Origin of the sequence: Nocardioides sp. 503 (assembly GCF_004522095.1) — a bacterium.
Taxonomy (GTDB): Bacteria; Actinomycetota; Actinomycetes; order Propionibacteriales; family Nocardioidaceae; genus Nocardioides.
The window spans coordinates 107,124-125,710 of the sequence record NZ_SPUI01000003.1 but is presented as its reverse complement, the minus strand read 5'-3'; the positions used below and the strand labels follow the sequence as shown (position 1 = coordinate 125,710).

The 18,587-nt window shown below is 73.5% G+C and carries 20 protein-coding genes; 12 read left to right on the top strand and 8 right to left on the bottom strand.

The features are described from left to right. The first annotated feature begins 21 nt into the window (after positions 1-21). The 3 genes from E4622_RS07885 to E4622_RS07875 all read left to right on the top strand — a co-directional run bounded on the left by E4622_RS07885 (position 22) and on the right by E4622_RS07875 (position 3,130). Positions 22-1,518, top strand: coding sequence for a serine/threonine-protein kinase (locus E4622_RS07885; RefSeq protein WP_134739636.1), 1,497 nt, complete (start codon positions 22-24; stop codon positions 1,516-1,518). Positions 1,519-1,769: 251 nt separating this feature from the next. Continuing rightward, entirely contained in the window at positions 1,770-2,261 is a 492-nt protein-coding gene (locus E4622_RS07880) for a SigE family RNA polymerase sigma factor (RefSeq protein ID WP_134739634.1), read from the top strand. Continuing rightward, on the top strand, positions 2,258-3,130 hold the full coding sequence (locus E4622_RS07875; protein ID WP_134739632.1) for a PASTA domain-containing protein: 873 nt from the start codon (positions 2,258-2,260) through the stop codon (positions 3,128-3,130). The genes E4622_RS07880 and E4622_RS07875 overlap by 4 nt, the downstream gene beginning before the upstream one ends. A gap of 72 nt (positions 3,131-3,202) precedes the next feature. On the opposite strand, the gene E4622_RS07870 is transcribed toward E4622_RS07875, so the two are convergent. Beyond that, a complete protein-coding gene (locus E4622_RS07870) occupies positions 3,203-3,541 on the bottom strand; it encodes a DUF202 domain-containing protein (RefSeq protein WP_134739631.1) in 339 nt (112 codons plus the stop codon). A 42-nt stretch (positions 3,542-3,583) separates the two neighbouring features. On the opposite strand from E4622_RS07870, the gene E4622_RS07865 reads away from it, so the two are divergent. Next, a complete protein-coding gene (locus E4622_RS07865; protein WP_134739629.1) occupies positions 3,584-4,390 on the top strand; it encodes a thioesterase family protein in 807 nt (268 codons plus the stop codon). A gap of 13 nt (positions 4,391-4,403) precedes the next feature. Here the strand turns inward: E4622_RS07865 and E4622_RS07860 are convergent, their stop codons facing one another. After that, positions 4,404-5,483, bottom strand: a complete 1,080-nt coding sequence (locus E4622_RS07860) for a hypothetical protein (protein WP_134739627.1) — start codon at positions 5,481-5,483, stop codon at positions 4,404-4,406. A gap of 52 nt (positions 5,484-5,535) precedes the next feature. Between E4622_RS07860 and E4622_RS07855 the strand changes: the two genes are divergently transcribed. Continuing rightward, positions 5,536-6,210 (top strand): (deoxy)nucleoside triphosphate pyrophosphohydrolase, encoded by a 675-nt coding sequence (locus E4622_RS07855; protein WP_245155941.1) that lies wholly within the window; start codon positions 5,536-5,538, stop codon positions 6,208-6,210. Positions 6,211-6,297: 87 nt separating this feature from the next. Here the strand turns inward: E4622_RS07855 and E4622_RS07850 are convergent, their stop codons facing one another. Continuing rightward, positions 6,298-7,359, bottom strand: a complete 1,062-nt coding sequence (locus E4622_RS07850) for a hypothetical protein (RefSeq protein WP_134739624.1) — start codon at positions 7,357-7,359, stop codon at positions 6,298-6,300. Between the two features lie 25 nt (positions 7,360-7,384). Here E4622_RS07850 and mshB point away from each other — a divergent pair, with 25 nt between their 5' ends. Genes mshB through E4622_RS07835 form a run of 3 tightly spaced genes read left to right on the top strand, consistent with a single transcriptional unit; the run spans position 7,385 to position 10,432 of the window. Continuing rightward, positions 7,385-8,299 (top strand): N-acetyl-1-D-myo-inositol-2-amino-2-deoxy-alpha-D-glucopyranoside deacetylase, encoded by a 915-nt coding sequence (mshB, locus tag E4622_RS07845; RefSeq protein ID WP_134739622.1) that lies wholly within the window; start codon positions 7,385-7,387, stop codon positions 8,297-8,299. Between the two features lie 3 nt (positions 8,300-8,302). Then, positions 8,303-8,650: a hypothetical protein gene (locus tag E4622_RS07840; RefSeq protein ID WP_134739620.1), complete on the top strand. Its 348-nt coding sequence runs from the start codon at positions 8,303-8,305 to the stop codon at positions 8,648-8,650. Positions 8,651-8,659: 9 nt separating this feature from the next. Continuing rightward, positions 8,660-10,432: a VanW family protein gene (locus tag E4622_RS07835; RefSeq protein WP_134739618.1), complete on the top strand. Its 1,773-nt coding sequence runs from the start codon at positions 8,660-8,662 to the stop codon at positions 10,430-10,432. A gap of 176 nt (positions 10,433-10,608) precedes the next feature. Here the strand turns inward: E4622_RS07835 and E4622_RS07830 are convergent, their stop codons facing one another. Then, positions 10,609-11,595 (bottom strand): GNAT family N-acetyltransferase, encoded by a 987-nt coding sequence (locus E4622_RS07830; RefSeq protein WP_134739616.1) that lies wholly within the window; start codon positions 11,593-11,595, stop codon positions 10,609-10,611. Between the two features lie 62 nt (positions 11,596-11,657). Here E4622_RS07830 and fdxA point away from each other — a divergent pair, with 62 nt between their 5' ends. Both fdxA and dapC read left to right on the top strand, forming a co-directional pair. After that, positions 11,658-11,984 (top strand): ferredoxin, encoded by a 327-nt coding sequence (gene fdxA, locus E4622_RS07825; RefSeq protein ID WP_134739614.1) that lies wholly within the window; start codon positions 11,658-11,660, stop codon positions 11,982-11,984. Positions 11,985-11,990: 6 nt separating this feature from the next. Further along, the gene (gene dapC, locus E4622_RS07820; RefSeq protein WP_134739612.1) at positions 11,991-13,139 is read left to right on the top strand and encodes a succinyldiaminopimelate transaminase; all 1,149 of its coding nucleotides are present in this window, start codon (positions 11,991-11,993) and stop codon (positions 13,137-13,139) included. Positions 13,140-13,159: 20 nt separating this feature from the next. On the opposite strand, the gene E4622_RS07815 is transcribed toward dapC, so the two are convergent. Next, positions 13,160-14,119 carry a hypothetical protein gene (locus tag E4622_RS07815; protein ID WP_134739611.1) on the bottom strand — a complete coding sequence of 320 codons (960 nt, stop codon included), beginning with the start codon at positions 14,117-14,119 and terminating at the stop codon, positions 13,160-13,162. 156 nt (positions 14,120-14,275) lie between these two features. Next, positions 14,276-15,220 carry a 2,3,4,5-tetrahydropyridine-2,6-dicarboxylate N-succinyltransferase gene (gene dapD / locus E4622_RS07810; protein ID WP_134739609.1) on the bottom strand — a complete coding sequence of 315 codons (945 nt, stop codon included), beginning with the start codon at positions 15,218-15,220 and terminating at the stop codon, positions 14,276-14,278. Positions 15,221-15,308: 88 nt separating this feature from the next. On the opposite strand from dapD, the gene E4622_RS07805 reads away from it, so the two are divergent. Beyond that, entirely contained in the window at positions 15,309-16,475 is a 1,167-nt protein-coding gene (locus E4622_RS07805; protein WP_134739607.1) for a hypothetical protein, read from the top strand. A gap of 23 nt (positions 16,476-16,498) precedes the next feature. On the opposite strand, the gene E4622_RS07800 is transcribed toward E4622_RS07805, so the two are convergent. Both E4622_RS07800 and E4622_RS07795 read right to left on the bottom strand, forming a co-directional pair. Next, complete coding sequence (locus E4622_RS07800) at positions 16,499-17,233, bottom strand: hypothetical protein (RefSeq protein ID WP_134739605.1); 735 nt, start codon at positions 17,231-17,233, stop codon at positions 16,499-16,501. 18 nt (positions 17,234-17,251) lie between these two features. Then, positions 17,252-17,890 carry a PepSY domain-containing protein gene (locus tag E4622_RS07795; protein WP_134739603.1) on the bottom strand — a complete coding sequence of 213 codons (639 nt, stop codon included), beginning with the start codon at positions 17,888-17,890 and terminating at the stop codon, positions 17,252-17,254. A gap of 136 nt (positions 17,891-18,026) precedes the next feature. Between E4622_RS07795 and E4622_RS07790 the strand changes: the two genes are divergently transcribed. Next, positions 18,027-18,371 (top strand): DNA polymerase ligase N-terminal domain-containing protein, encoded by a 345-nt coding sequence (locus E4622_RS07790; protein ID WP_134739601.1) that lies wholly within the window; start codon positions 18,027-18,029, stop codon positions 18,369-18,371. Positions 18,372-18,587: the final 216 nt, after the last annotated feature.

Here is an 18,587-nt window from a genome sequence, read left to right as displayed (position 1 = left end):
CCGTCCTGGGTAGTGGTCGGAATGGACTCTCCTGGAACAGCCCTGCCCACGGAGCCCATCGGGGGGCGGTACCGCGTCGAGCGTGAGGTCGGCCGCGGCGGCATGGGCAGCGTGTGGCTCGCCCACGACGAGCGCCTGGGCCGCGCCGTCGCGCTCAAGCGCGTCGGCCGCCTGCCCGGCGAGTCGCTGCCCCACCTGGCCCGTGCGATGCGCGAGGCCCGCTCCTCGGCCGCCCTCAACCACCCGAACGTCGTCTCCGTCTACGACGCGGTGGAGGAGGGTGACCACCTGTGGCTGGTGATGGAGTACGTCCCCGGGCGCACCCTGTCCGAGCTCGTGGCCGACGAGGGCCCGCTCCCGCCCGATCGCGTCGCGCGGATCGGCGCCCAGGTCGCCGACGGCCTCGCGGTCGCCCACGCCGCCGGGACCGTCCACCGTGACGTGAAGCCCGGCAACGTCCTGGTCGGCGACGACGGCACGGCCAAGATCAGCGACTTCGGCATCGCCCGCGGCGCCGGCGACGACAAGCTGACCCAGACCGGCCTGATGACCGGCACCCCGGCGTACTTCGCGCCCGAGCTGGCGCGCGGCTCCGACGCCACGCCCGCCTCGGACGTGTGGGGGCTGGGCGCCACGCTGTTCGCGGCGGTCGAGGGGCACTCGCCGTACCCCTCGCAGTCCAACCCGCTCGCGCTGATGGCCCTGATCGCGCACGAGGCGCCGCCGCAGCCGCAGGCCGCCGGGCCGCTGCGCCGGCCCATCTCGCGGATGATGGACACCGACCCGGCCGCGCGCCCGACGATGGCGGAGTGCGCCGCCGAGCTGCACCGGGCCTCGTCCGGGCCGACCACGACCTCGGCTCGGCCCGCCGCCGACCTCGGCCCGGCGACCGTCGTGGAGGAGCCGGTCGTCGAGCCCGTCGCGCCCGCGCCGCCCGCGCCGCCCGTGCCGCCCGGCGAGGAGCCGCGCCGTCGTGGGGGGCTGCTCGTGGCCGGCGTGGTGGTGCTGCTCCTGCTGGTCGCCGGGATCGCCTTCCTGGTGCTCCAGGACGACGGGTCGGGCTCCGACACGGCCTCGGACGACCCCTCGTCGTCGGGGTCGCCGACGGGACGCGGCGGTGGCCAGCAGGAGTCGCCGAAGCCGCCTGCGGAGAGCACCCCGGAGGAGACGCCCGAGGAGTCGGCGGACCAGCCTCCGGAGGAGGAGCCGGCGCCGCCCGCGTCGTCGGACGCGACGGCGTTCGCCCAGGAGTACTACGGTCTGCTGCCCGGGGACACCGACGCCGCCTGGCAGCGGCTGTCGCCGTCGTTCCAGGACGAGGTGGGCCGCGACTCCTTCGACGGCTTCTGGGCCGGTGTCGACTCGGTCTCGGTCGACGGCGCCGAGGAGGCCGAGCCCGGCGTCGTCGACGTGACCCTCACCTACACCACCGACGGGTCCTCGCAGACCGAGGTGCGCCGGCTGTTCGTCGAGCAGTCCGACGGCGGGCTGGCGATCACGGGCGACCAGCGGTTGTAGCGGCAGCAGGGTTTTCAGCAGATGCTGAAAAACCTGACGTTCTGGGGCGAAATAGCGGCCCAGAAGCGACAGTTCTGCCCCAGAACCTCCGGCGCAGCAGGGCCCGAGCTCGACGCCGATCCGCCCCAGGTGCTCTTGCCATCGGGTCGCGCGACAAACCAGCATTCCTGGGGTTCGTGGCGACCTCCGCGACCGCGACGGAACCCCGCACCACCTCCGGCACGTCGCAGGAGTGAGGACGAGGAGGGCCGATGGAGGAGTTCGACGAGCTCGTGGCCGCGCGCTGGCCGCGACTGGTGCGCGCCGCGGTGCTGCTCGGCTGCGACGAGCACGAGGCGCAGGACGTCGTGCAGACCGCGCTCACCCGTTGCCTGGCCAGCTGGTCGCGGGTGCAGCGCGCCGACGACCGCGACGCCTACGTCTACCGGGTCCTCGTCAACACCTTCACCGACACCCGCCGCCGGCGGTGGCGCGGCGAGCGCCCGACCGAGCACCTCCCGGAGGTCGCCGTCGCCGACGCGACCGGTGCCGTCCTCATGCGTGACGCCGTCGACCGGGCGCTGGACCGGCTCACCGCCGACCAGCGAGCGGCCGTCGTCCTGCGCTACTACGCCAACCTCACCGAGCTCCAGATGGCCGACGCGCTCGACGTCGCGCCCGGGACGGTCAAGAGCCGCCTCTCGCGTGCCCTGTCGACGCTCGCCGCCGACCCGGACCTCGCCGACCACCAGGAGATGACGTGAACGAGCACCGCATGGACGACCAGACCTTGAGCGACCTCCTCGAGGCCCGCGCCGCCGACGTCGCCGTGGGCCCGCCGCCGCTCGCCGAGATCCACCGTGGAGGCCGGCGCCGCCGCTCGTACGGCGTGCTGGTCGCCGCCGCCGCGGCCGCGGCGGTCGTCGGCGCGGTCGCGCTCTGGCCGAGCGCGTCCGACCCGGGGCGGGACCCGGCGCCGGTGGCCTCCGACGGTGCGTCGCCGGACGTGCCACCCGCCGGCTTCCGGTGGGTCGGCATGGGCCGGGCGGCGATCGCCGTCCCGGACGCGTGGGGCACCAACGCGACGCGCTGCGGCGTCCCCACGCGGGACACGGTCGTCGTCGACGTCGGCGTGGTCGAGACGTGCTCGGCGGCGTACCCCGCCGAGGTCACCAGCGTCACGCTCCGCGTCCCGAACGACCTCGACCAGCTCCTGGAGTGGAGCCGCGTCGAGGTCGACGGCGAGCAGGCGCTGCACACGGCGTCGACCGGGTCGGAGACCTACGCGGGACGAGACGTCTTCAGCTCGCGGGTCCAGCTGCCGGCCGAGGGCGTGGTCTTCGAGGCGACGTCCACGGTGTCGCAGCGGGCCGTCGACGAGGCGCTGAGCCGCATCGTCGTCCTGGACTCGCACGTCGCCGTGCCCGGGATCTCGCCGGCCAACTACGAGCACCCCGACCAGACCAAGGCCGGGAGGCGCTACGTCCGTGCCGTCCAGGAGGCCGGGCTGGTGGCGAAGGTCGTCCCGGAGCCCACCCGGGACATCCCGCCGGGGTTCGTGCTGGCGGCCTCCCCTGCGCCCGGGACGGTCGTGGAGCCGGGGTCGGTCGTGACGGTAGAGGTCACGCGCTGAGGGGTTTCGAGACAGGCGCTTCGCGCCTTCCTCAACCCCCGGGCGCGCGCCTTCCTTATCCTCCAGGCGCGCTCAGACCACCAGCGTGACGGCGAGCAGGACCGAGACGAGCACGAGCGCGACGGTGACGACGAGCCCGAGGCCGAAGCGGGGGAGCGGCTCGCGCCGGCGCATGGCCCGCTCGACCTGCGCCCAGCGCCGATAGGCCAGGGCGCTCATCAGGCCGCCGAAGACGGCCAGCCCCACGACCAGCGCGTTGCGCAGCCAGTCGGCGGTGGGGATGCCGAGCGAGTGCAGAGCCACCGAGCCGGCGAGCATCGCCAGGGTGGTGCGCACCCACGCCAGGAACGTGCGCTCGTTGGCGAGCGAGTAGCGCGGGTCGGGCTCGTCGCCGACGTCGTAGACACCCATGCGCCCATGGTGGCGCACCCGGCGCGGCCTAGGCTCGCGGGCATGCCTTCGGTGTTCGATCGGACCACAGCGGTGACCCCCGACGGGGACGGACGCTACGCCGCCGAGCTCGACGCCGGCTGGGTGGTCGGCGGCGGCGTCAACGGCGGCTACCTGCTCGCGGTCGCGGGCAACGCCCTGCGTACGGCGCTGCCCGACAAGCCCGACCCGCTGGTGGTGAGTGCCTACTTCCTCTCCGCCGCGACGCCCGGGCCGGCCACCGTCGACGTGACCGTACGGCGGTCGGGTGGCAGCACGTCGACGGTCGCCGCCGACCTGCGCCAGGACGGCCAGGACCGGATCACCGTGCTGGCGACGTACGGCGACCTCGACCGCAGCGCCGACGACGTGCGGACGACCGCCAGGCCGTTCGTGCTGCCGCCGGTGGAGGACTGCGTGCCCAGCTCGATGGCGCCCGAGGAGGTACGCCGGATCGCGCCGCTGATGGGGCGCTTCGACATGCGCTTCCACCCCGACCAGGTCGGCTGGACCGTCGGCCGGCCCAGCGGCGAGGCGGTGATGAGCGCCTGGTTCAAGCTGGAGGACGGCCGTGAGCCGGACCCCGTCTCCCTGCTGATGGTGCTCGACTCGCTGCCGCCGGTCACCTTCAACATCGGGGGACCGGGCTGGGCGCCGACGCTGGAGCTCACCGCCCACGTGCGCGCCAAGCCGGCGCCGGGCTGGTTGCGGGTGCGCCACGAGAGCCGCAACGTCGCCGGCGGGATGTTCGAGGAGGACTGCGAGGTCTGGGACTCCGCGGGTCGCCTGGTGGCGCAGAGCCGCCAGCTCGCGCTCCTGCCCCGCGCCTGACCTGGCCGTATGACTAGCGGTCGAACCAGGACCGCCGCATCGCGAAGATCCACCGGCGCCGGGGGTGCTCGGTGACCGACCACAGCAGGTCGGTCTGGGGCCAGTAGGCCAGGTCCTCCGGACCCATGGGCGTCGCGAAGCGGTGCTCGCGCATCGCCCCCGGAGTGCCGGCGTAGACCGACCCCGGCCAGTGCGGCGTCCGCGACACCGTCACGTGGTAGCGCCCGCGGGCCACCGCCGCGCCCTGCATGCGGAAGACGCCCTCGTCGAGAGTCATCGGCGTCGACCGGCCGTCGTCGGCGGTCGCCAGGAGGGTCGTCTCGGGGTCGAGCGAGAAGCGCGCCAGCCGGCGCGTCCGCCCGCGGCCGGCGTACTCACCGGCGACGAGCTCGGGCGGCGAGGCGGCGCGGTCGAGCGACATGAACGAGTAGCGCAGCCGCTCCTCACCCTCGTCGGCCAGGGCGCGGTAGGAGAAGCGCACGGGCAGGACGTAGCGGTAGCCGAAGGAGGCCACCCGGTCGCCCTCGATGCCGAACGACGCGCGCTCGCCGGCGACCTCGTCGGGCACCCGCATCAGGTCGGTCATCCGGCAGGTCATGAAGCCCTTGGCCGTGGCGGCGACGTGCAGGTGGTCGCCGAACCACACGATCCCGCCCGCGTGCACCCGCAGCGGCGCCAGCCCGAGCACGCCGTCCTTCATCTGCGGCACCACCAGCAGCACGTGGCGGTAGTCGCGGCTGTCGAGGTCGAAGAGCGTGATCCGCACGCCGTGGTTGCCGGTCGCGTCGCCGGGCAGCTGCTTGGCGTACCACGCCACGACCACCAGCCGCCGTCCGGCGACCTCGCCGCTCGGCGAGGCGTCCGCGGAGGTGGTGACGCCCTGCGGCCACCACCGCTTGTCGCGGCGGTCGCGGGCGTCGAAGGTGTAGGCGCGGTGCACGGCACGACCCGGCGCCCAGGTGCGGCGGCCGTTGCGGTCGAGGTCGTCGAGGACGCCGGCCATCGGCACGCGTCCGCCGAGCAGCCGCGCGAGCGCGTCGATCTCGTCGGCGTTCTCGTCGGTGCGGGTCAGGTGGACGCCGGGGGCGGTCATGGCTGGACGGTACCCACCGGCACCGACGTCGCCACGGCCTAGGCTCGGACCCGTGAAGCAGGTCGTCGGAGCCGCCCTTGTGCGCCACGCGCGGGTGCTGGCCGCACGCCGTACGTCGCCGCCCGAGGCGGCCGGACGCTGGGAGCTGCCCGGCGGCAAGGTCGAGGACGGCGAGCTGCCCGGTGACGCGCTCGTGCGCGAGGTCGCCGAGGAGCTCGGCTGCACGGTCGAGGTCACCGACTGGCTGGCGGGGCGGGTGCCGATCGGTACCACCCACGAGCTGTCCGTCGCCCTGGTGCGGCTGGTCGCGGGGGAGCCCGAGCCGACCGAGCACGACGAGGTGCGCTGGCTGACGCGCGACGAGCTCGCGGACGTCGACTGGCTGGAGCCCGACCGGCCGTTCCTCTCCGAGCTCGCCGCGAGGCTCGGGTCACCCGAGCCGCTGCTGCGGGCCATCGTGTTCGAGGAGGAGCACGCCCGCGCCATGGCCGACCGGCTCACCCGCGACGGGTTCGAGGCCAGCGTCGTGCGCGAGCGCCTGCAGGGCGAGGACGACGACGAGGACCACCCGTGGGCGGTGCTCAGCGACGCGCCGGCGTTCGTGGTGGAGGTGCTCGTCGACGAGTACGACGGCTGGCTGGACCGCGACGTCCCCGAGCCGCCCACCGCGCCGGCACCGCTGGACCTGCCGACGCAGCCCAAGCGGAGATTCCGCGACGGTTCCTAGCGGAGCCTCCTCAACCTCCGGAAGTCCCCCGCAGTCGAGGAGGTCGCGCTGCGACGGTCCCGAGACCCCATGGGACGAGCGCCCGTCTCAGCCCTCGGGCGCGCACCGGGTGAAGCCGTCGTCGGCCAGGGCCAGCTCGATGCCGAAGCGCACGCCCCCCTTCAGGTCCTCGTCGATGCGCACGAGCGACCCGTCGTGCTCGATGTCCCAGGTGGCGACGTCGGCGACGGGCCGCTGCGACTGCAGCAGCAGGCCGTCCTCGAGCCACGCCCCGCGCGCCTCGGCGTCGGCCTCGGCGGTGTCGTCATCCTCGAAGGCCAGCACGGTCGTCGTCTCGGCGTCGTCGCCGTGGACGAAGAACCCTGTGGCCTCGGGACGTGCCAGGCCCTCCAGCGTCGGGTCAGGAGTGGGAGGGCTCCTGCGGCCCTGGACCGCCCCGCAGTCGATGTCGCGACGCAGGTGGGCGAACTCCGCGTCGTCGACGGCGTTCACGACATCCTCGAAGTCCTGGCCGTCGACCAGCGAGTCCTCGTCGTCCTGGACGACGTCCAGGGTGGCCTCGACGGCGGGCCCGGTGAGGACCAGGTGCTCGTCGGGCACCAGCACGACGTCGCCCATGACGGCCACGGGGTAGCGGTCGCCCACGAGCGAGGTCTCCGGGTCCGCCGCGGCGAGCTCGGCCCTGAAGCGGCGCTCCCCGCCGGTCTCGGACTCGTCGTAGCCGGCGTCGACCAGGTCGTCGCCCACCTCGTCCAGGTCGAGGTCGTCGTCGGTCTTCCAGACCGTCCACAGGCCCTCGTCGTCCTGGCCGCTGCCACTGACCTCCCAGACGATGTCGGCGTCGCTGAGCGCGGCGTCCCCCATGACCCCGAGATAGGACGTCAGTCGGGTCGCGACCCCCGCCTCGTCCACGGCCTGGAGGTAGCGACCGAGCTCGCGGTCGTCGGCGCCCGTCTCGACCTCGACGTCGAGGCGCTCGGCGATCGCGGCGCGGCCGACGAAGGTCACCGACGTGGCGTCGGCCGGGACCACCTCCAGGGCGTCCTCGAGGTCCGAGCTGGAGCCTGGGATCAGGCTGCAGCCGGCCAGTGATCCGACGAGCGAGCAGACGGCGAGCAGGCTGAGGGCTGACACGGGCGAACGGCGCATGGGGACCATCATTACGCTTCCCGTCATGACCGAGACGCCGCGACACCGGATGCTCCTCGTCCACGCCCACCCCGACGACGAGTCCATCGGTCAGGGCGCCACGATGGCCAAGTACGTCGCCGAGGGGCGCGGGGTCACGCTCGTCACCTGCACCGGCGGCGAGATGGGCGAGATCCTGGTGCCCGAGCTCGAGCACCTCGCCGCCGACCAGGACGACACCCTCGGGGAGCACCGCCGCGGCGAGCTGGCCGACGCCATGGCCGCGCTCGGGGTGACCGACCACCGCTACCTCGGCGGGTTCGGCACCTACCGCGACTCGGGCATGAAGTGGCACGAGGACGGGCACGCCGTGGCCGCGGACGACCTGCGGCCCAACGCGTTCTGGAGCGCCGACCTGACCGAGGCGGCGACCCACCTGGTCGAGGTGATCCGCGAGGTCCGCCCGCAGGTCCTGGTCACCTACGACGAGTTCGGCGGCTACGGCCACCCCGACCACATCCAGGCCCACCGCGTCGCGACCTACGGCGCCGCGCTGGCCGCCGTGCCGTCGTACCGCCGCGACCTGGGCGAGGCCTGGGACATCGCCAAGATCTACTGGGGCGCCATGTCCGAGACGCGCATGCGCGCTGGGCTGCGCTCCCTGCGCGACGCCGGCGACACCACGACGTTCGAGGGGATGGACCCCGACGGCAAGCTGCCGCCGTTCGTCACCAGCGACGAGAACCTCGCCGCCGCCGTCGACGCGCAGGGCTTCCACGAGCAGAAGATGCAGGCGCTGGCGGCGCACAAGACCCAGATCACGACCGACGGGCCGTTCTTCGCGCTGTCCAACAACGTGGGCTCGACGGCGTGGGGGATCGAGTACTACCGGATCGCCAAGGGCACCCGCGGCGAGCTGGGCGAGGACGGCCTCGAGACCGACCTCTTCGCCGGCGTCTGAGGCGTGAAGGCCCTCGCCGCGCTCGGCCTCCTCGTCCTCGGCGCGGCGACGGGCCTGGCGACGGTCGTGCTGCACGGCGCGTGGTGGGGTCTGGTGCTCGGCGTGGTCGCGACCGTCGCGTCGCTGGTCGCCCTGCCCGGCGGCTGGTGGGCGCGCGCGCCGTTCGGGGTGGCCTGGGCGGGGACCGTCGGCTACTTCTCGGTGCGGCTCGGCGAGGGCGACTACCTGGTCGCGGCCAACCTCCACGGCTACCTGCTCCTGGGCTGCGCGATGGTGGTCCTGGTGGTGTCGCTGGCGACGCTGCCGCGGCCGGGGAGAGCAGATGCCGGGAAAGGCCCGTCGGCTTCATAGGATGCGGGCGTGACCCTGTGGGACGAGAAGCGCGTGACCGAGCCCGAGCCGCGCCGTGAGCGCGAGGGCGGGCGGCTGGTCCTCCTCCTCGTCCTCGCGCTCGTCCTGCTGCTGGCGGGCGGCTACACCGCCGCCTACCTCGTCGCCGGCGACAAGGTCCCGCGCGGCACCACCGTCGCGGGCGTCGACATCGGCGGTCGCACTCAGGCCGAGGCCGCGCAGGCCCTCGAGGCCGGGCTGGCCGACCGCGTCGATTCCCCGATCGACGTCACCGTCGGCGACCGCGCCGAGGCCGTGACGCCCGAGGAGGCCGGCCTGTCGGTCGACTACGACGCCTCGGTCGCCGCGGCGGGCGGCGAGCAGAGCTGGGAGCCGCAGCGGCTCTGGGACTACTTCACCGGCGGCGACGACCTCGATGCCGTCGTCGACGTCGACGACGCCGCGATGGACGCCCTGGTCGAGCGCCTCGGGGGCGACCTCGGGTCCGAGCCCAAGGACGGCGCCGTCGCCTTCGAGAAGGGCGAGATCGTGGTCACCGACCCCGTCGCGGGCGAGGCCATCGACCCCGAGGCGGCCCGCGAGGCCCTCGTGGCGGCGTACCTCTCCGACGACGCGGACGAGGTCGCCGACCTCTCGCTGACGACCGCGGAGCCCGACATCGACGAGGCCGACGTGCAGTCCGCGCTCGACGAGTTCGCCAACCCGGCGCTGTCCGGGCCGGTGACGCTGGTGTTCGGCAAGTCACCGGTGCGCCTGCAGCCGCGCGACTTCGCGCCGGTGCTGGGGATGAAGGCCGAGGGCGGGGTCCTGGTGCCCGAGCTCGACACCGACCGGCTGACCGGGCTCGTGGCCGACGCGGTCGGCGACGCCGGCGCCCCGGTCGACGCGTCGTTCGAGGTCGTCGGTGGCAAGCCACGGGTGGTGCCGGCCAAGCCGGGTGTCACCTACGAGCCGGCCGACGTCACCGACGCGTTCCTGACCCTGGTCACCCAGGACGAGGGCGAGCGGCAGATGAAGGTCGAGGCCACGGTCGACGAGCCCGAGCTGACGACCAAGGAGGCGCGCGCCCTGAAGATCAAGGAGCGCGTGTCGACGTTCACGACCAACTACCCCTACGCGGAGTACCGCAACATCAACATCGGCCGGGCCGCCGAGCTCGTGGACGGCACCCTGCTCAAGCCCGGCGAGACCTTCTCCCTCAACGACGTGGTGGGGGAGCGGACCCGCGAGAACGGCTTCACCGAGGGCTTCATCATCAGCAACGGCATCTTCAAGGAGGACCTCGGCGGCGGCGTCTCCCAGATGGCGACGACGACGTTCAACGCGATGTTCTTCGCCGGGCTCAAGGACATCGAGCACAAGCCGCACAGCTTCTACATCGACCGCTACCCGGTCGGTCGCGAGGCCACGGTCGCGTGGGGCTCCGTCGACCTGCGCTTCCAGAACGACACGCCGTACGGCGTGCTGGTCAAGGCCTCGGTCACGCCCGCGACGTCCGGGAGCCAGGGTGTGGTGACCGTGTCGATGTACTCGACCAAGGTCTGGGACATCACCACCAAGACCAGCGGCCGCTACGCGTCGGTCCCGCCGAAGACCCGCACCTTCAACACGCCGGACTGCTACCCCAACACCGGCTACTCCGGCTTCCAGGTGGACGTGTGGCGCTACTTCAAGAAGCCGGGCTCCTCCGACCTCGACCACGAGGAGAAGTTCCACACCGTCTACACCCCCTCCGACACCGTCATCTGCAAGCCGCCCCCGAAGCCCAAGCCCGGTCGCTGACCGGCTGACCTGGACCGGCGGCAGCGCCGGCGGAGTCGCTCTCGGCCTGGCCGCGGAGGTCATGACCGGTCACGACATGGTCACGGAACGGTCACGGCGCCGTCCGGACCGGCCGACTCAGCCGGACGACCGAGCCGCACCGCCAGCCACGGCGCGGACGCTACGCAACGTTTGTTTCAGGGATGTTGAGCGCGAGTGGCTGCCGGCGTCAGGTACCGGTAGCGGTGGTGCTCGCGGAAGCCGAGCCGCGCGTAGAGGGCCAGGGCCGGCGCGTTGTCGCCGAGGACCTGGAGGTAGGCGGTCGTCGCGCCGCGCTCGGCGCCCCAGTCGAGCAGCTCGGCCATCACCCGCAGGCCGAGGCCACGGCGACGGTGCTCGGGTGACACCTCGATGGTGCGGAAGCCCACCCAGTCGCGGTCGTACGCCGCCACGCCGCCGCCGACGCGCTCGCCGCTGTCCAGCCGCAGCTCGGCGACGGCCTGGTCGCCGGTGACCTCGAGCTCGACCCGGACCCCGTCGTCCTCCGCGTCGGTGGCGCCGCCCAGCGCGCGCATCGCCTGGCTGACCGAGGTCAGCTGGAAGACCGTGTCGGCGTCGTGGCTCTCGGGGACCCAGCCGTGGCCGCGGAACAGCGCGTCCTCCGCCGAGTCAGGCAGCACCGCCGCGATCGGCCGCCCCGTGGTGGCGGCGTAGTAGGCCACGACCTGCTCGTAGGCGTCGGGCACCCCGGCCGGCTCGAAGGCCAGGACCGAGTTGGCGCGCCGGGCGGTGGCCGTGGGGGAGTGGCGCAGGACCCAGCCGCCGAGAGGACGCGTCCGCAGGTCGGCGAAGAGCGCGAAGCCGCGCTCCTGGGCCTCTTGCGGGGGCACGCGCTGGCGCACCGAGGGCCGCGGCGGCACCGGCTTGCCGGAGACGATGTCCGCGATCGGGATGCGGACGGGCTCGCCGACCTCGGGCTGGACCACGCAGCTGCCCTCGCCCCACGCCGTACAGACCCCGAGCAGGTCGGTCAGGGCCGGGCCGCCGGAGGGGCCGGTCTCGCCGCGGAGCACCCGGCGCACCACGATCCGCTGGCCCACCACGTGGGGGCCGAGGGTGTGCCGTCCCGTCTGCTCGTCGGCAGGGGCCTCGCCCACATGATGGGGTTCCCGCGCGTCGGCCACGACGGGATACTAGGCTGGAGCCGCTCTCGCACGCCCGCACCAACCGTCCTCAGGAGGACCCGGTGACCTACGTCATCTCCCAGCCATGTGTCGACCTCAAGGACCGTGCCTGTGTCGACGAGTGCCCGGTCGACTGCATCTACGAGGGCAAGCGGATGCTCTACATCCACCCCGACGAGTGCGTCGACTGCGGTGCCTGCGAGCCGGTCTGCCCCGTCGAGGCGATCTTCTACGAGGACGACGTGCCGGAGCAGTGGAAGGACTACTACACCGCCAACGTCGGCTTCTTCGACGACCTCGGCTCGCCGGGTGGCGCCGCCAAGATGGGTGAGATCGACAAGGACCACGCCCTCGTCTCCGCGCTGCCTCCGCAAGAGCACGACGAGTGACCTCCGGTGGTTGAGGAGGTCGCGCGGCGACCGTCCCGACACCTCCGGACGCAGGTCAGCAGCCGGCTCCCCGACTTCCCGTGGGACCACCTGACGCAGCACGCCGCACGGGCGCGCGCGCACCCTGACGGGCTCGTCGACCTCTCGGTCGGCACCCCCGTCGACCCGACCCCGCAGGTCGTCCAGCAGGCGCTGCGCGACGCGGCGGACTCGCCTGGCTACCCGACGACCATCGGGCTGCCGGCGACCCGGCAGGCCTGCGTCGACTGGCTCGAGCGCCGCCACGGCGTGACCGGGCTCGGGCTCGACCAGGTCCTGCCCGTCGTCGGCTCCAAGGAGCTCATCGGCTCGATGCCGGTGCACCTGGGCATCGGCGCCGGGGACCTGATCGTCCACCCCGAGCTGGCCTACCCGACCTACGAGGTCGGCGCGGCGCTTGCCGGCGCCCGCGCGGTCGCCACCGACTCGCTGACGTCGCTGGGACCCGAGGTGCCGGCGCTGCTGTGGCTCAACTCCCCGTCCAACCCCTCCGGGCGCGTGCTGCCCGTCGAGCACCTGCGCAAGGTCGTCGACTGGTGCCGCCAACGCGGCACGATCCTGGTCTCCGACGAGTGCTACCTGGAGTGCGCGTGGGAGACCACGCCGGTCTCGGTGCTGCACCCCGACGTGTGCGGCGGCTCGACCGAGGGCATCCTGGCCGTCCACTCGCTGTCCAAGCGCTCCAACCTCGCGGGCTACCGCTGCGCGTTCGTGGCCGGTGACCCCGCGCTCGTCGGTGAGCTGCTCGCCGTACGCAAGAACCTCGGGCTGATGATGCCCGGGCCCCAGCAGCGGGCGATGGCCGCCGCCCTCGACGACGACGAGCACGTGGCCGAGCAGCACGCGCGCTACGCCGCCCGCCGGGCCTCGCTGCGCGCAGCCCTCGAGGGCGCGGGCTTCCGCATCGACCACTCCGAGGCGTCGCTCTACCTCTGGGCACGGCGTGAGACGGAAGCGGGTGACGAGGACTGCTGGGACACCGTCTCCTGGCTGGCCGAGCGCGGCATCCTGGTCGCGCCCGGCGCGTTCTACGGCGCCGCCGGGTCGCGGCACGTGCGGGTGGCGTTCACCGCGACCGACGAGCGCGTCGCTGCCGCTGTGTCCCGGTTGACCTGACCCTCGCCCGCGAGGGGCACCTAGTCGAAGACGTCGACGTGCACGTGGTCGCGGTGCTCGAGGATCTTGCGGTCCCCGTTGCTCGACGGCGGGTCGTAGTCGCGCCAGCCCGCGTCGGAGCCGGCCCGCCAGATCCGGTCGTCGAAGATGACGGTCTGGACGTCGAGCCGCTGCGCCTGCGCGACGAGGTAGCCCGCGATCGCCCACCCCCGCTTCTTGTTGTCAGGGCTGATCGGCCGTACGAAGATGTCGACGGCCCGGCCGTCGTAGTGCGTGGAGCCCTTCATGTGACCGTCGCGCACGCCCCCGGGGGCGAAGCCGCCGAGCGGGACGTCCCCGAAGACGCCCTCGACCTCCTCCCGGACGTTGTCGGCGCGGGCCGTGAGCCCGGTCTCCAGCAGCGCGGGGTCGGTGGGGTCGCTGTCGTCGTCGATGTCGCAGGTGAACGCCCGGCGTGAGTTGCCGGTCAGGGCGGAGGCGAGCGCGCGGGCGTCGGCCTCGTGGTCGGCGTAGGCGCCCGGGAAGCCGGAGCGCTGCACCTCCTGGGCGGCCTCGGTGATCTCCAGCTGCTGGTAGCCGTCGACCTCGACGAGCCCGTCGTAGAAGGCGTTGGCGGAGTAGACGGGGTCGAGGATCTCCTCCACGGTGCCCCAGCCTTGGGAGGGCCGCTGCTGGAACAGGCCCACGGAGTCACGGTCGCCGTAGTCGAGGTTGTAGAGGTCGGACTCCTGGTAGGCCGTGGCCAGGGCGATCGACGCGGCGCGCGCGGGCAGGCCGCGGCGCACGGAGATGGCGGTGATCAGCGCGGCGTTCTCGGCCTGCTCGACCTCGAGCTCGACCGTGTGCCCGTCGACGGTCGCGGTGCAGGTGTCGGCCGACCCGCCGATCCCGAGCGGGTCGCTGTCGTGCAGCACGCCGTAGCCGACGGCGGCGACTACGCCCACCGCCGCGAGCCCCACGACCGCCGCACCTCGTCCCATGGGCCCCATTGTCCGGGGTCCACCAACCCCTCGGGGTGAGGCGGCGCCGACGTCGACCGCACTCCCGTCGAGAAACTCACGCTTCCGGCATGAAGTTTCCTACCGGAAGCGTGAGTTTCACCGGGTACCCGGTGAAACTCACGGGACTGCGCGCCGTCAGTTGGCGTGCAGGTCGGCGTTGAGGACGATGCCGTCGCCGTGCCACGGGACGGCCTCGATGGCGCCGGTGACCGAGTTGCGGCGGAAGAGCACGTTGCTGGCGCCGGAGAGCTCGAGCGCCTTGACGACCTTCGGCTTGCCGTCGATGTCCTTCATGGTGACCTTGGTGCCGGCCGTGACGTAGCAGCCGGCCTCCACGACGCAGTCGTCGCCGAGCGAGATGCCCAGCCCGGCGTTGGCGCCCAGCAGGCAGCGCTCGCCGATCGAGATGACCTGCTTGCCGCCCCCCGACAGGGTGCCCATGATCGAGGCGCCGCCGCCGACGTCGGACCCGTCGCCCACGACGACGCCGGCCGAGATGCGGCCCTCGACCATGGACGCGCCGAGCGTGCCGGCGTTGTAGTTGACGAACCCCTCGTGCATCACGGTGGTGCCCTCCGCCAGGTGAGCGCCGAGGCGGACCCGGTCGGCGTCGGCGATGCGGACGCCCGAGGGGATCACGTAGTCGACCAGACGCGGGAACTTGTCGATGCCGAAGACGGTGACGTGCTGGCCCGTCGCGCGCAGTCGCGCCCGGGTCTCCTCGAAGCCCGCCACGGCGCACGGGCCGGCGGAGGTCCACACCACGTTGGTGAGCAGGCCGAAGATGCCGTCCAGCGAGACCGAGTGCGGTGCCACCAGGCGCGTCGACAGCAGGTGGAGGCGGAGCCAGACGTCCTCGGTGGACACCGGCGCGGCGGCCAGGTCGGCGATCTCGACCAGGCGCACCTCGCGCCGTACGCCGCGGGCGTCGTCGGCGCCCTCGAGCGCCGTCAGCGAGGCCGGCGCCCCAGCACCGTCGGCGTCGCCGAGCGCCGGGGAGGGGAACCACACGTCGAGGACGGCGCCGTCCGCGTCGAGGGTGGCGAGGCCGTGGCCGTGGGCAGTCGTCGCGTCACTCACGCGCCCAGCCTAGGGGCGACCTCGAGGGGGTGCCCATCCGCGCCGTTCGGGTCTAGGTTCGGAAGACGTCGTCCACGAGGAGCCCCCCATGCGTGCCACCGTCCTGCTCCCCGGCCTCGCCCTCGTCGCCGGCCTCCTGGTCGCGGCAGGGGACTCCGGTGCCGCGGCGGCCCCGGAGTTCCCCGACGCGAAGGTGGGTGAGCTGACCACCCGCCCGCCCGAGTACACCGGCACGGACGACCGACGCCTCACGGCGGCGAGCGTGCGCGTGGACGTCCGGCGAAAGCGCGTCAGCGCCACCATCGTGCTCGACGCGGTGCCGAGCGAGAGCCCGGTCATCGAGCTGCTGGTGACCTTCGGGTTCAGGGACGGCGAGAGGTGCCTGGGGGGCAGCGACGGTCTGACCCTCCTGAGCCCCACGGCGGGGAGGATGCGGGAGGGATTCACCCGGTTCGGTCGGACGATCAGCATGGACGCCTCCGGGAGCCAGTACTACCTCGAGTACTTCAGCTGCGCCGTCGTCAGCCTCCGGACGAAGGAGGGTCCCGTCCACTCCGTGCTGTCCGGTGACCTCGCCGACGTCCATGACGCGGCGCCGCGGATCGGGAGGCCGCAGCAGCTGGGCCGCCCGGTCACGCGGCTGCCCCTGGTCCGCGGGGTCTGGACCATGGTCACCGTGCCCGTCGTCAACGGCGCCACGGCCGATGCCGACGGGCTGCGGGTCACCGGCTCGGGGCGTGGCCTCCGGGTGAGACCGGTGAGCATCACCCGAGCCGGGCCGACCGGCGACGCCACCGCCCGGATCAAGGTCAAGCGCCTGGGGGAGCGGTCCGGACCTCTCAGGCTGGTGGCCACGGGGCCCCACACCGCGCCACTGAGACGCTCGCTCGCGACGCGCGCGGTGGGGCCGCCTGCGCCTCCGGCCCCGGGTCGCTACACGACCGCCGACGGACGCATCGACTTCCGCATCACCGACGGCGCCACTCCCAGGATCGCCGGGTTCCGCGCCCTCACGAGGACCACGTGCGGCACGTCCCCCTACGACCTCAGCCACTCGACGACCCGCTACGGCTTCCCCCGCACCGATATCCCGGGCAACGGCATCGTGGACAGCGAGAGGCGGACCGCCCGTCACACCAGCCACCTGCGGCTGCGCGCCGTGCGCGGCCGGGTCGTGAGTGCGCGCTTCGCCCACTACGGGCCCCACGGCTGCGTCGCGGTCGACGCGTTCACCGCGAGGCGAGTGGGTCGCTGAGGAGCTGAGGAGCGCCAGGGCCTCTACGTCGGCGGCGCGTCCGGGTCGACGCCGGTGGCCTTGAGCCGGCGCCGGGCCCGCACGTTCAGGACCCCGACCGCCACCAGTGCCGCGAGCGCGGCGCGCCCGACCCAGGCCACGGCATAGCGACCCTCGGCGGGCTCGCTGACGCCGAGCAGCAGCAGCACGCCGCGGGTGACGAGGCCGCTGCGACCGCCGACCGGGTCGATGGTCACGAGGCAGACCGCCAGGGTCACGATCAGCAGGAGCATCGCGCTGAGAAGGACGGCGTACCGTGCGTCCGGCTGGCCGCGGACCGCCGCCCGCGAGCGCACGGCGATGGTGCCGATCGGGCCGATCACCAGGGCGAACACCAGGACGGCGAGCAGGAACGCGCCGAGTCCGAGGGCCAGGACGAGCAGGGCGACGACGCCGTACCAGGAGCGGTCGGGGTCCTGCCCCTCGACGAGGGTCGCCGGGAACAGCAGGAACCCCACCAGCAGCTGGATGAGCAGCGCGCTGCCGGCCGGGACGACGGCGGCCGACAGCCGCGACGGGAACCGGCGAGGGTCCAGGCAGTCCGGCGACACGAAGAGCACGAGCCCCATCGCGGCGTCGGCGGCCAGCAGCGTCCAGATCGGTCGGTCGTAGGAGTCCTGGGACCCGGTCCGCGCCAGCAGCCACAGCCCGTAGCAGGCCACGAGCAGGCAGGTGAGCCACAGCAGCCAGCGCAGGAGCCGGGGACCGCGAGACCTCACGGGCACACCGTAGGCGCCTCAGTCGTCGCGCTGGGTGCCGAGCACCTCGCCGGTGGCGGCGTCGACGGTGACGGTCTGCTCGTCGGGGGTGTCCTCACCGAGCTGGACGTCCCAGGCGGCGCGGCCGGCGTCGAGGTCCAGGTCAGCACCGCTGACCGGGGTCCCGGGGCTGGACTTCTCGGCGGCGGCCACGGCGGCCCGGTAGTCGACGGTGGCGTCGGCGAGCAGCCGGCGGCGCTCGGCGACGTCGTCGGCCTCGTCCGCGCCGGTGTCGTCTGAGTCGGTGACGGGCCCGCGCGCCACGGCCCCGTCGGCGCCGACGGCCACCTCGCTCTCGGTGCCGTCGGCCGCCACGAGGGTGACCTCCCAGCCGGTCGGCTCGGCGTCGACGGAGAAGACCGTGGCGCCCGGCACCTCAGCGAGGGCGGTCGTGGCGGCGGCCAGCAGGCCGTCGGTGCCGCCGGCACCCTGGGCCGGGGCGCTCGCCTGGTCGTCCTGCGGGGTCTGGTCCGCGGGGACGGAGGAGCTGGAGCTGGAGGCGGGCGCGTCGTCGGAGCGGGTCTCGGTGTCCGCGTCGTCGTCGCCGCAGGCGACCAGCGCGAGGGCGAGAGGGGCGGCGAGGAGTGCTGCGGTGAGGCGGGTGCGGCGGGTCGACATGGGACCTCCTGGGTCGGCGGGTGGCACGGTGGTGCCGAGTACGTGACCAACCTCGGCCAGGCGCCGCTAAGGGCGCGCCAACCGGACGTCAAGGGCAGGCAAAGGCCGAGCCGGGCGGCTGCGGGAGGATGACGCCATGTCGCGACCGGTGTGGGTGCTCCACGAGCACCAGCAGCCGCGCCACCACTTCGACCTCCGGCTGGAGGAGGAGGGGACGCTGCGCTCCTGGGCGGTGCCCAAGGGCCTGCCGACCGACAGCCGGCACGACCGGCTCGCGGTGGCGGTGCCCGACCACGACCTCGAGCACGCGACGTACACCGACGAGCACAAGTCGATCGCCGACCACGGCTGGTGGGAGCTGGTCGACCGCAACGAGCGGCGGTTCGTCTTCGACCTGCACGGCACCGCGGGGGTACGCCGCTACGCGTTGATCCACACCGGTGGCGACTGGCTGCTCCACCTGGTCAAGCAGCAGCCGTAACCGATTGGTCGGCGCCCGGCACCGGGGGATACCGTGGGGGCACAGGCGTTCGAGCCGTCATCAGCGGCGAGCCTCCGGAAGAACAGCAGACTCTTGACCAGCGGGTTCGGGGTCTGCCCAGTAGAACCGGACGGGTGGGCCCGTCAGAGCCTTCGACAAGAGTGGTCCCGTCAGGGGCAATCGAGGTGGTACCGCGGCACATGTCGTCCTCGTCCG

Excerpts from the sequence above, each read along its gene's own strand:
- E4622_RS07885 (WP_134739636.1), top strand. The coding sequence starts at position 22 with ATGGACTCTCCTGGAACAGCCCTGCCCACGGAGCCCATCGGGGGGCGG.
- E4622_RS07880 (WP_134739634.1), top strand. The coding sequence starts at position 1,770 with ATGGAGGAGTTCGACGAGCTCGTGGCCGCGCGCTGGCCGCGACTGGTG.
- E4622_RS07870 (WP_134739631.1), bottom strand. The coding sequence starts at position 3,541 with ATGGGTGTCTACGACGTCGGCGACGAGCCCGACCCGCGCTACTCGCTC.
- E4622_RS07865 (WP_134739629.1), top strand. The coding sequence starts at position 3,584 with ATGCCTTCGGTGTTCGATCGGACCACAGCGGTGACCCCCGACGGGGAC.
- E4622_RS07860 (WP_134739627.1), bottom strand. The coding sequence starts at position 5,483 with ATGACCGCCCCCGGCGTCCACCTGACCCGCACCGACGAGAACGCCGAC.
- E4622_RS07850 (WP_134739624.1), bottom strand. The coding sequence starts at position 7,359 with ATGCGCCGTTCGCCCGTGTCAGCCCTCAGCCTGCTCGCCGTCTGCTCG.
- mshB (WP_134739622.1), top strand. The coding sequence starts at position 7,385 with ATGACCGAGACGCCGCGACACCGGATGCTCCTCGTCCACGCCCACCCC.
- E4622_RS07815 (WP_134739611.1), bottom strand. The coding sequence starts at position 14,119 with ATGGGACGAGGTGCGGCGGTCGTGGGGCTCGCGGCGGTGGGCGTAGTC.
- E4622_RS07805 (WP_134739607.1), top strand. The coding sequence starts at position 15,309 with ATGCGTGCCACCGTCCTGCTCCCCGGCCTCGCCCTCGTCGCCGGCCTC.
- E4622_RS07795 (WP_134739603.1), bottom strand. The coding sequence starts at position 17,890 with ATGTCGACCCGCCGCACCCGCCTCACCGCAGCACTCCTCGCCGCCCCT.
- E4622_RS07790 (WP_134739601.1), top strand. The coding sequence starts at position 18,027 with ATGTCGCGACCGGTGTGGGTGCTCCACGAGCACCAGCAGCCGCGCCAC.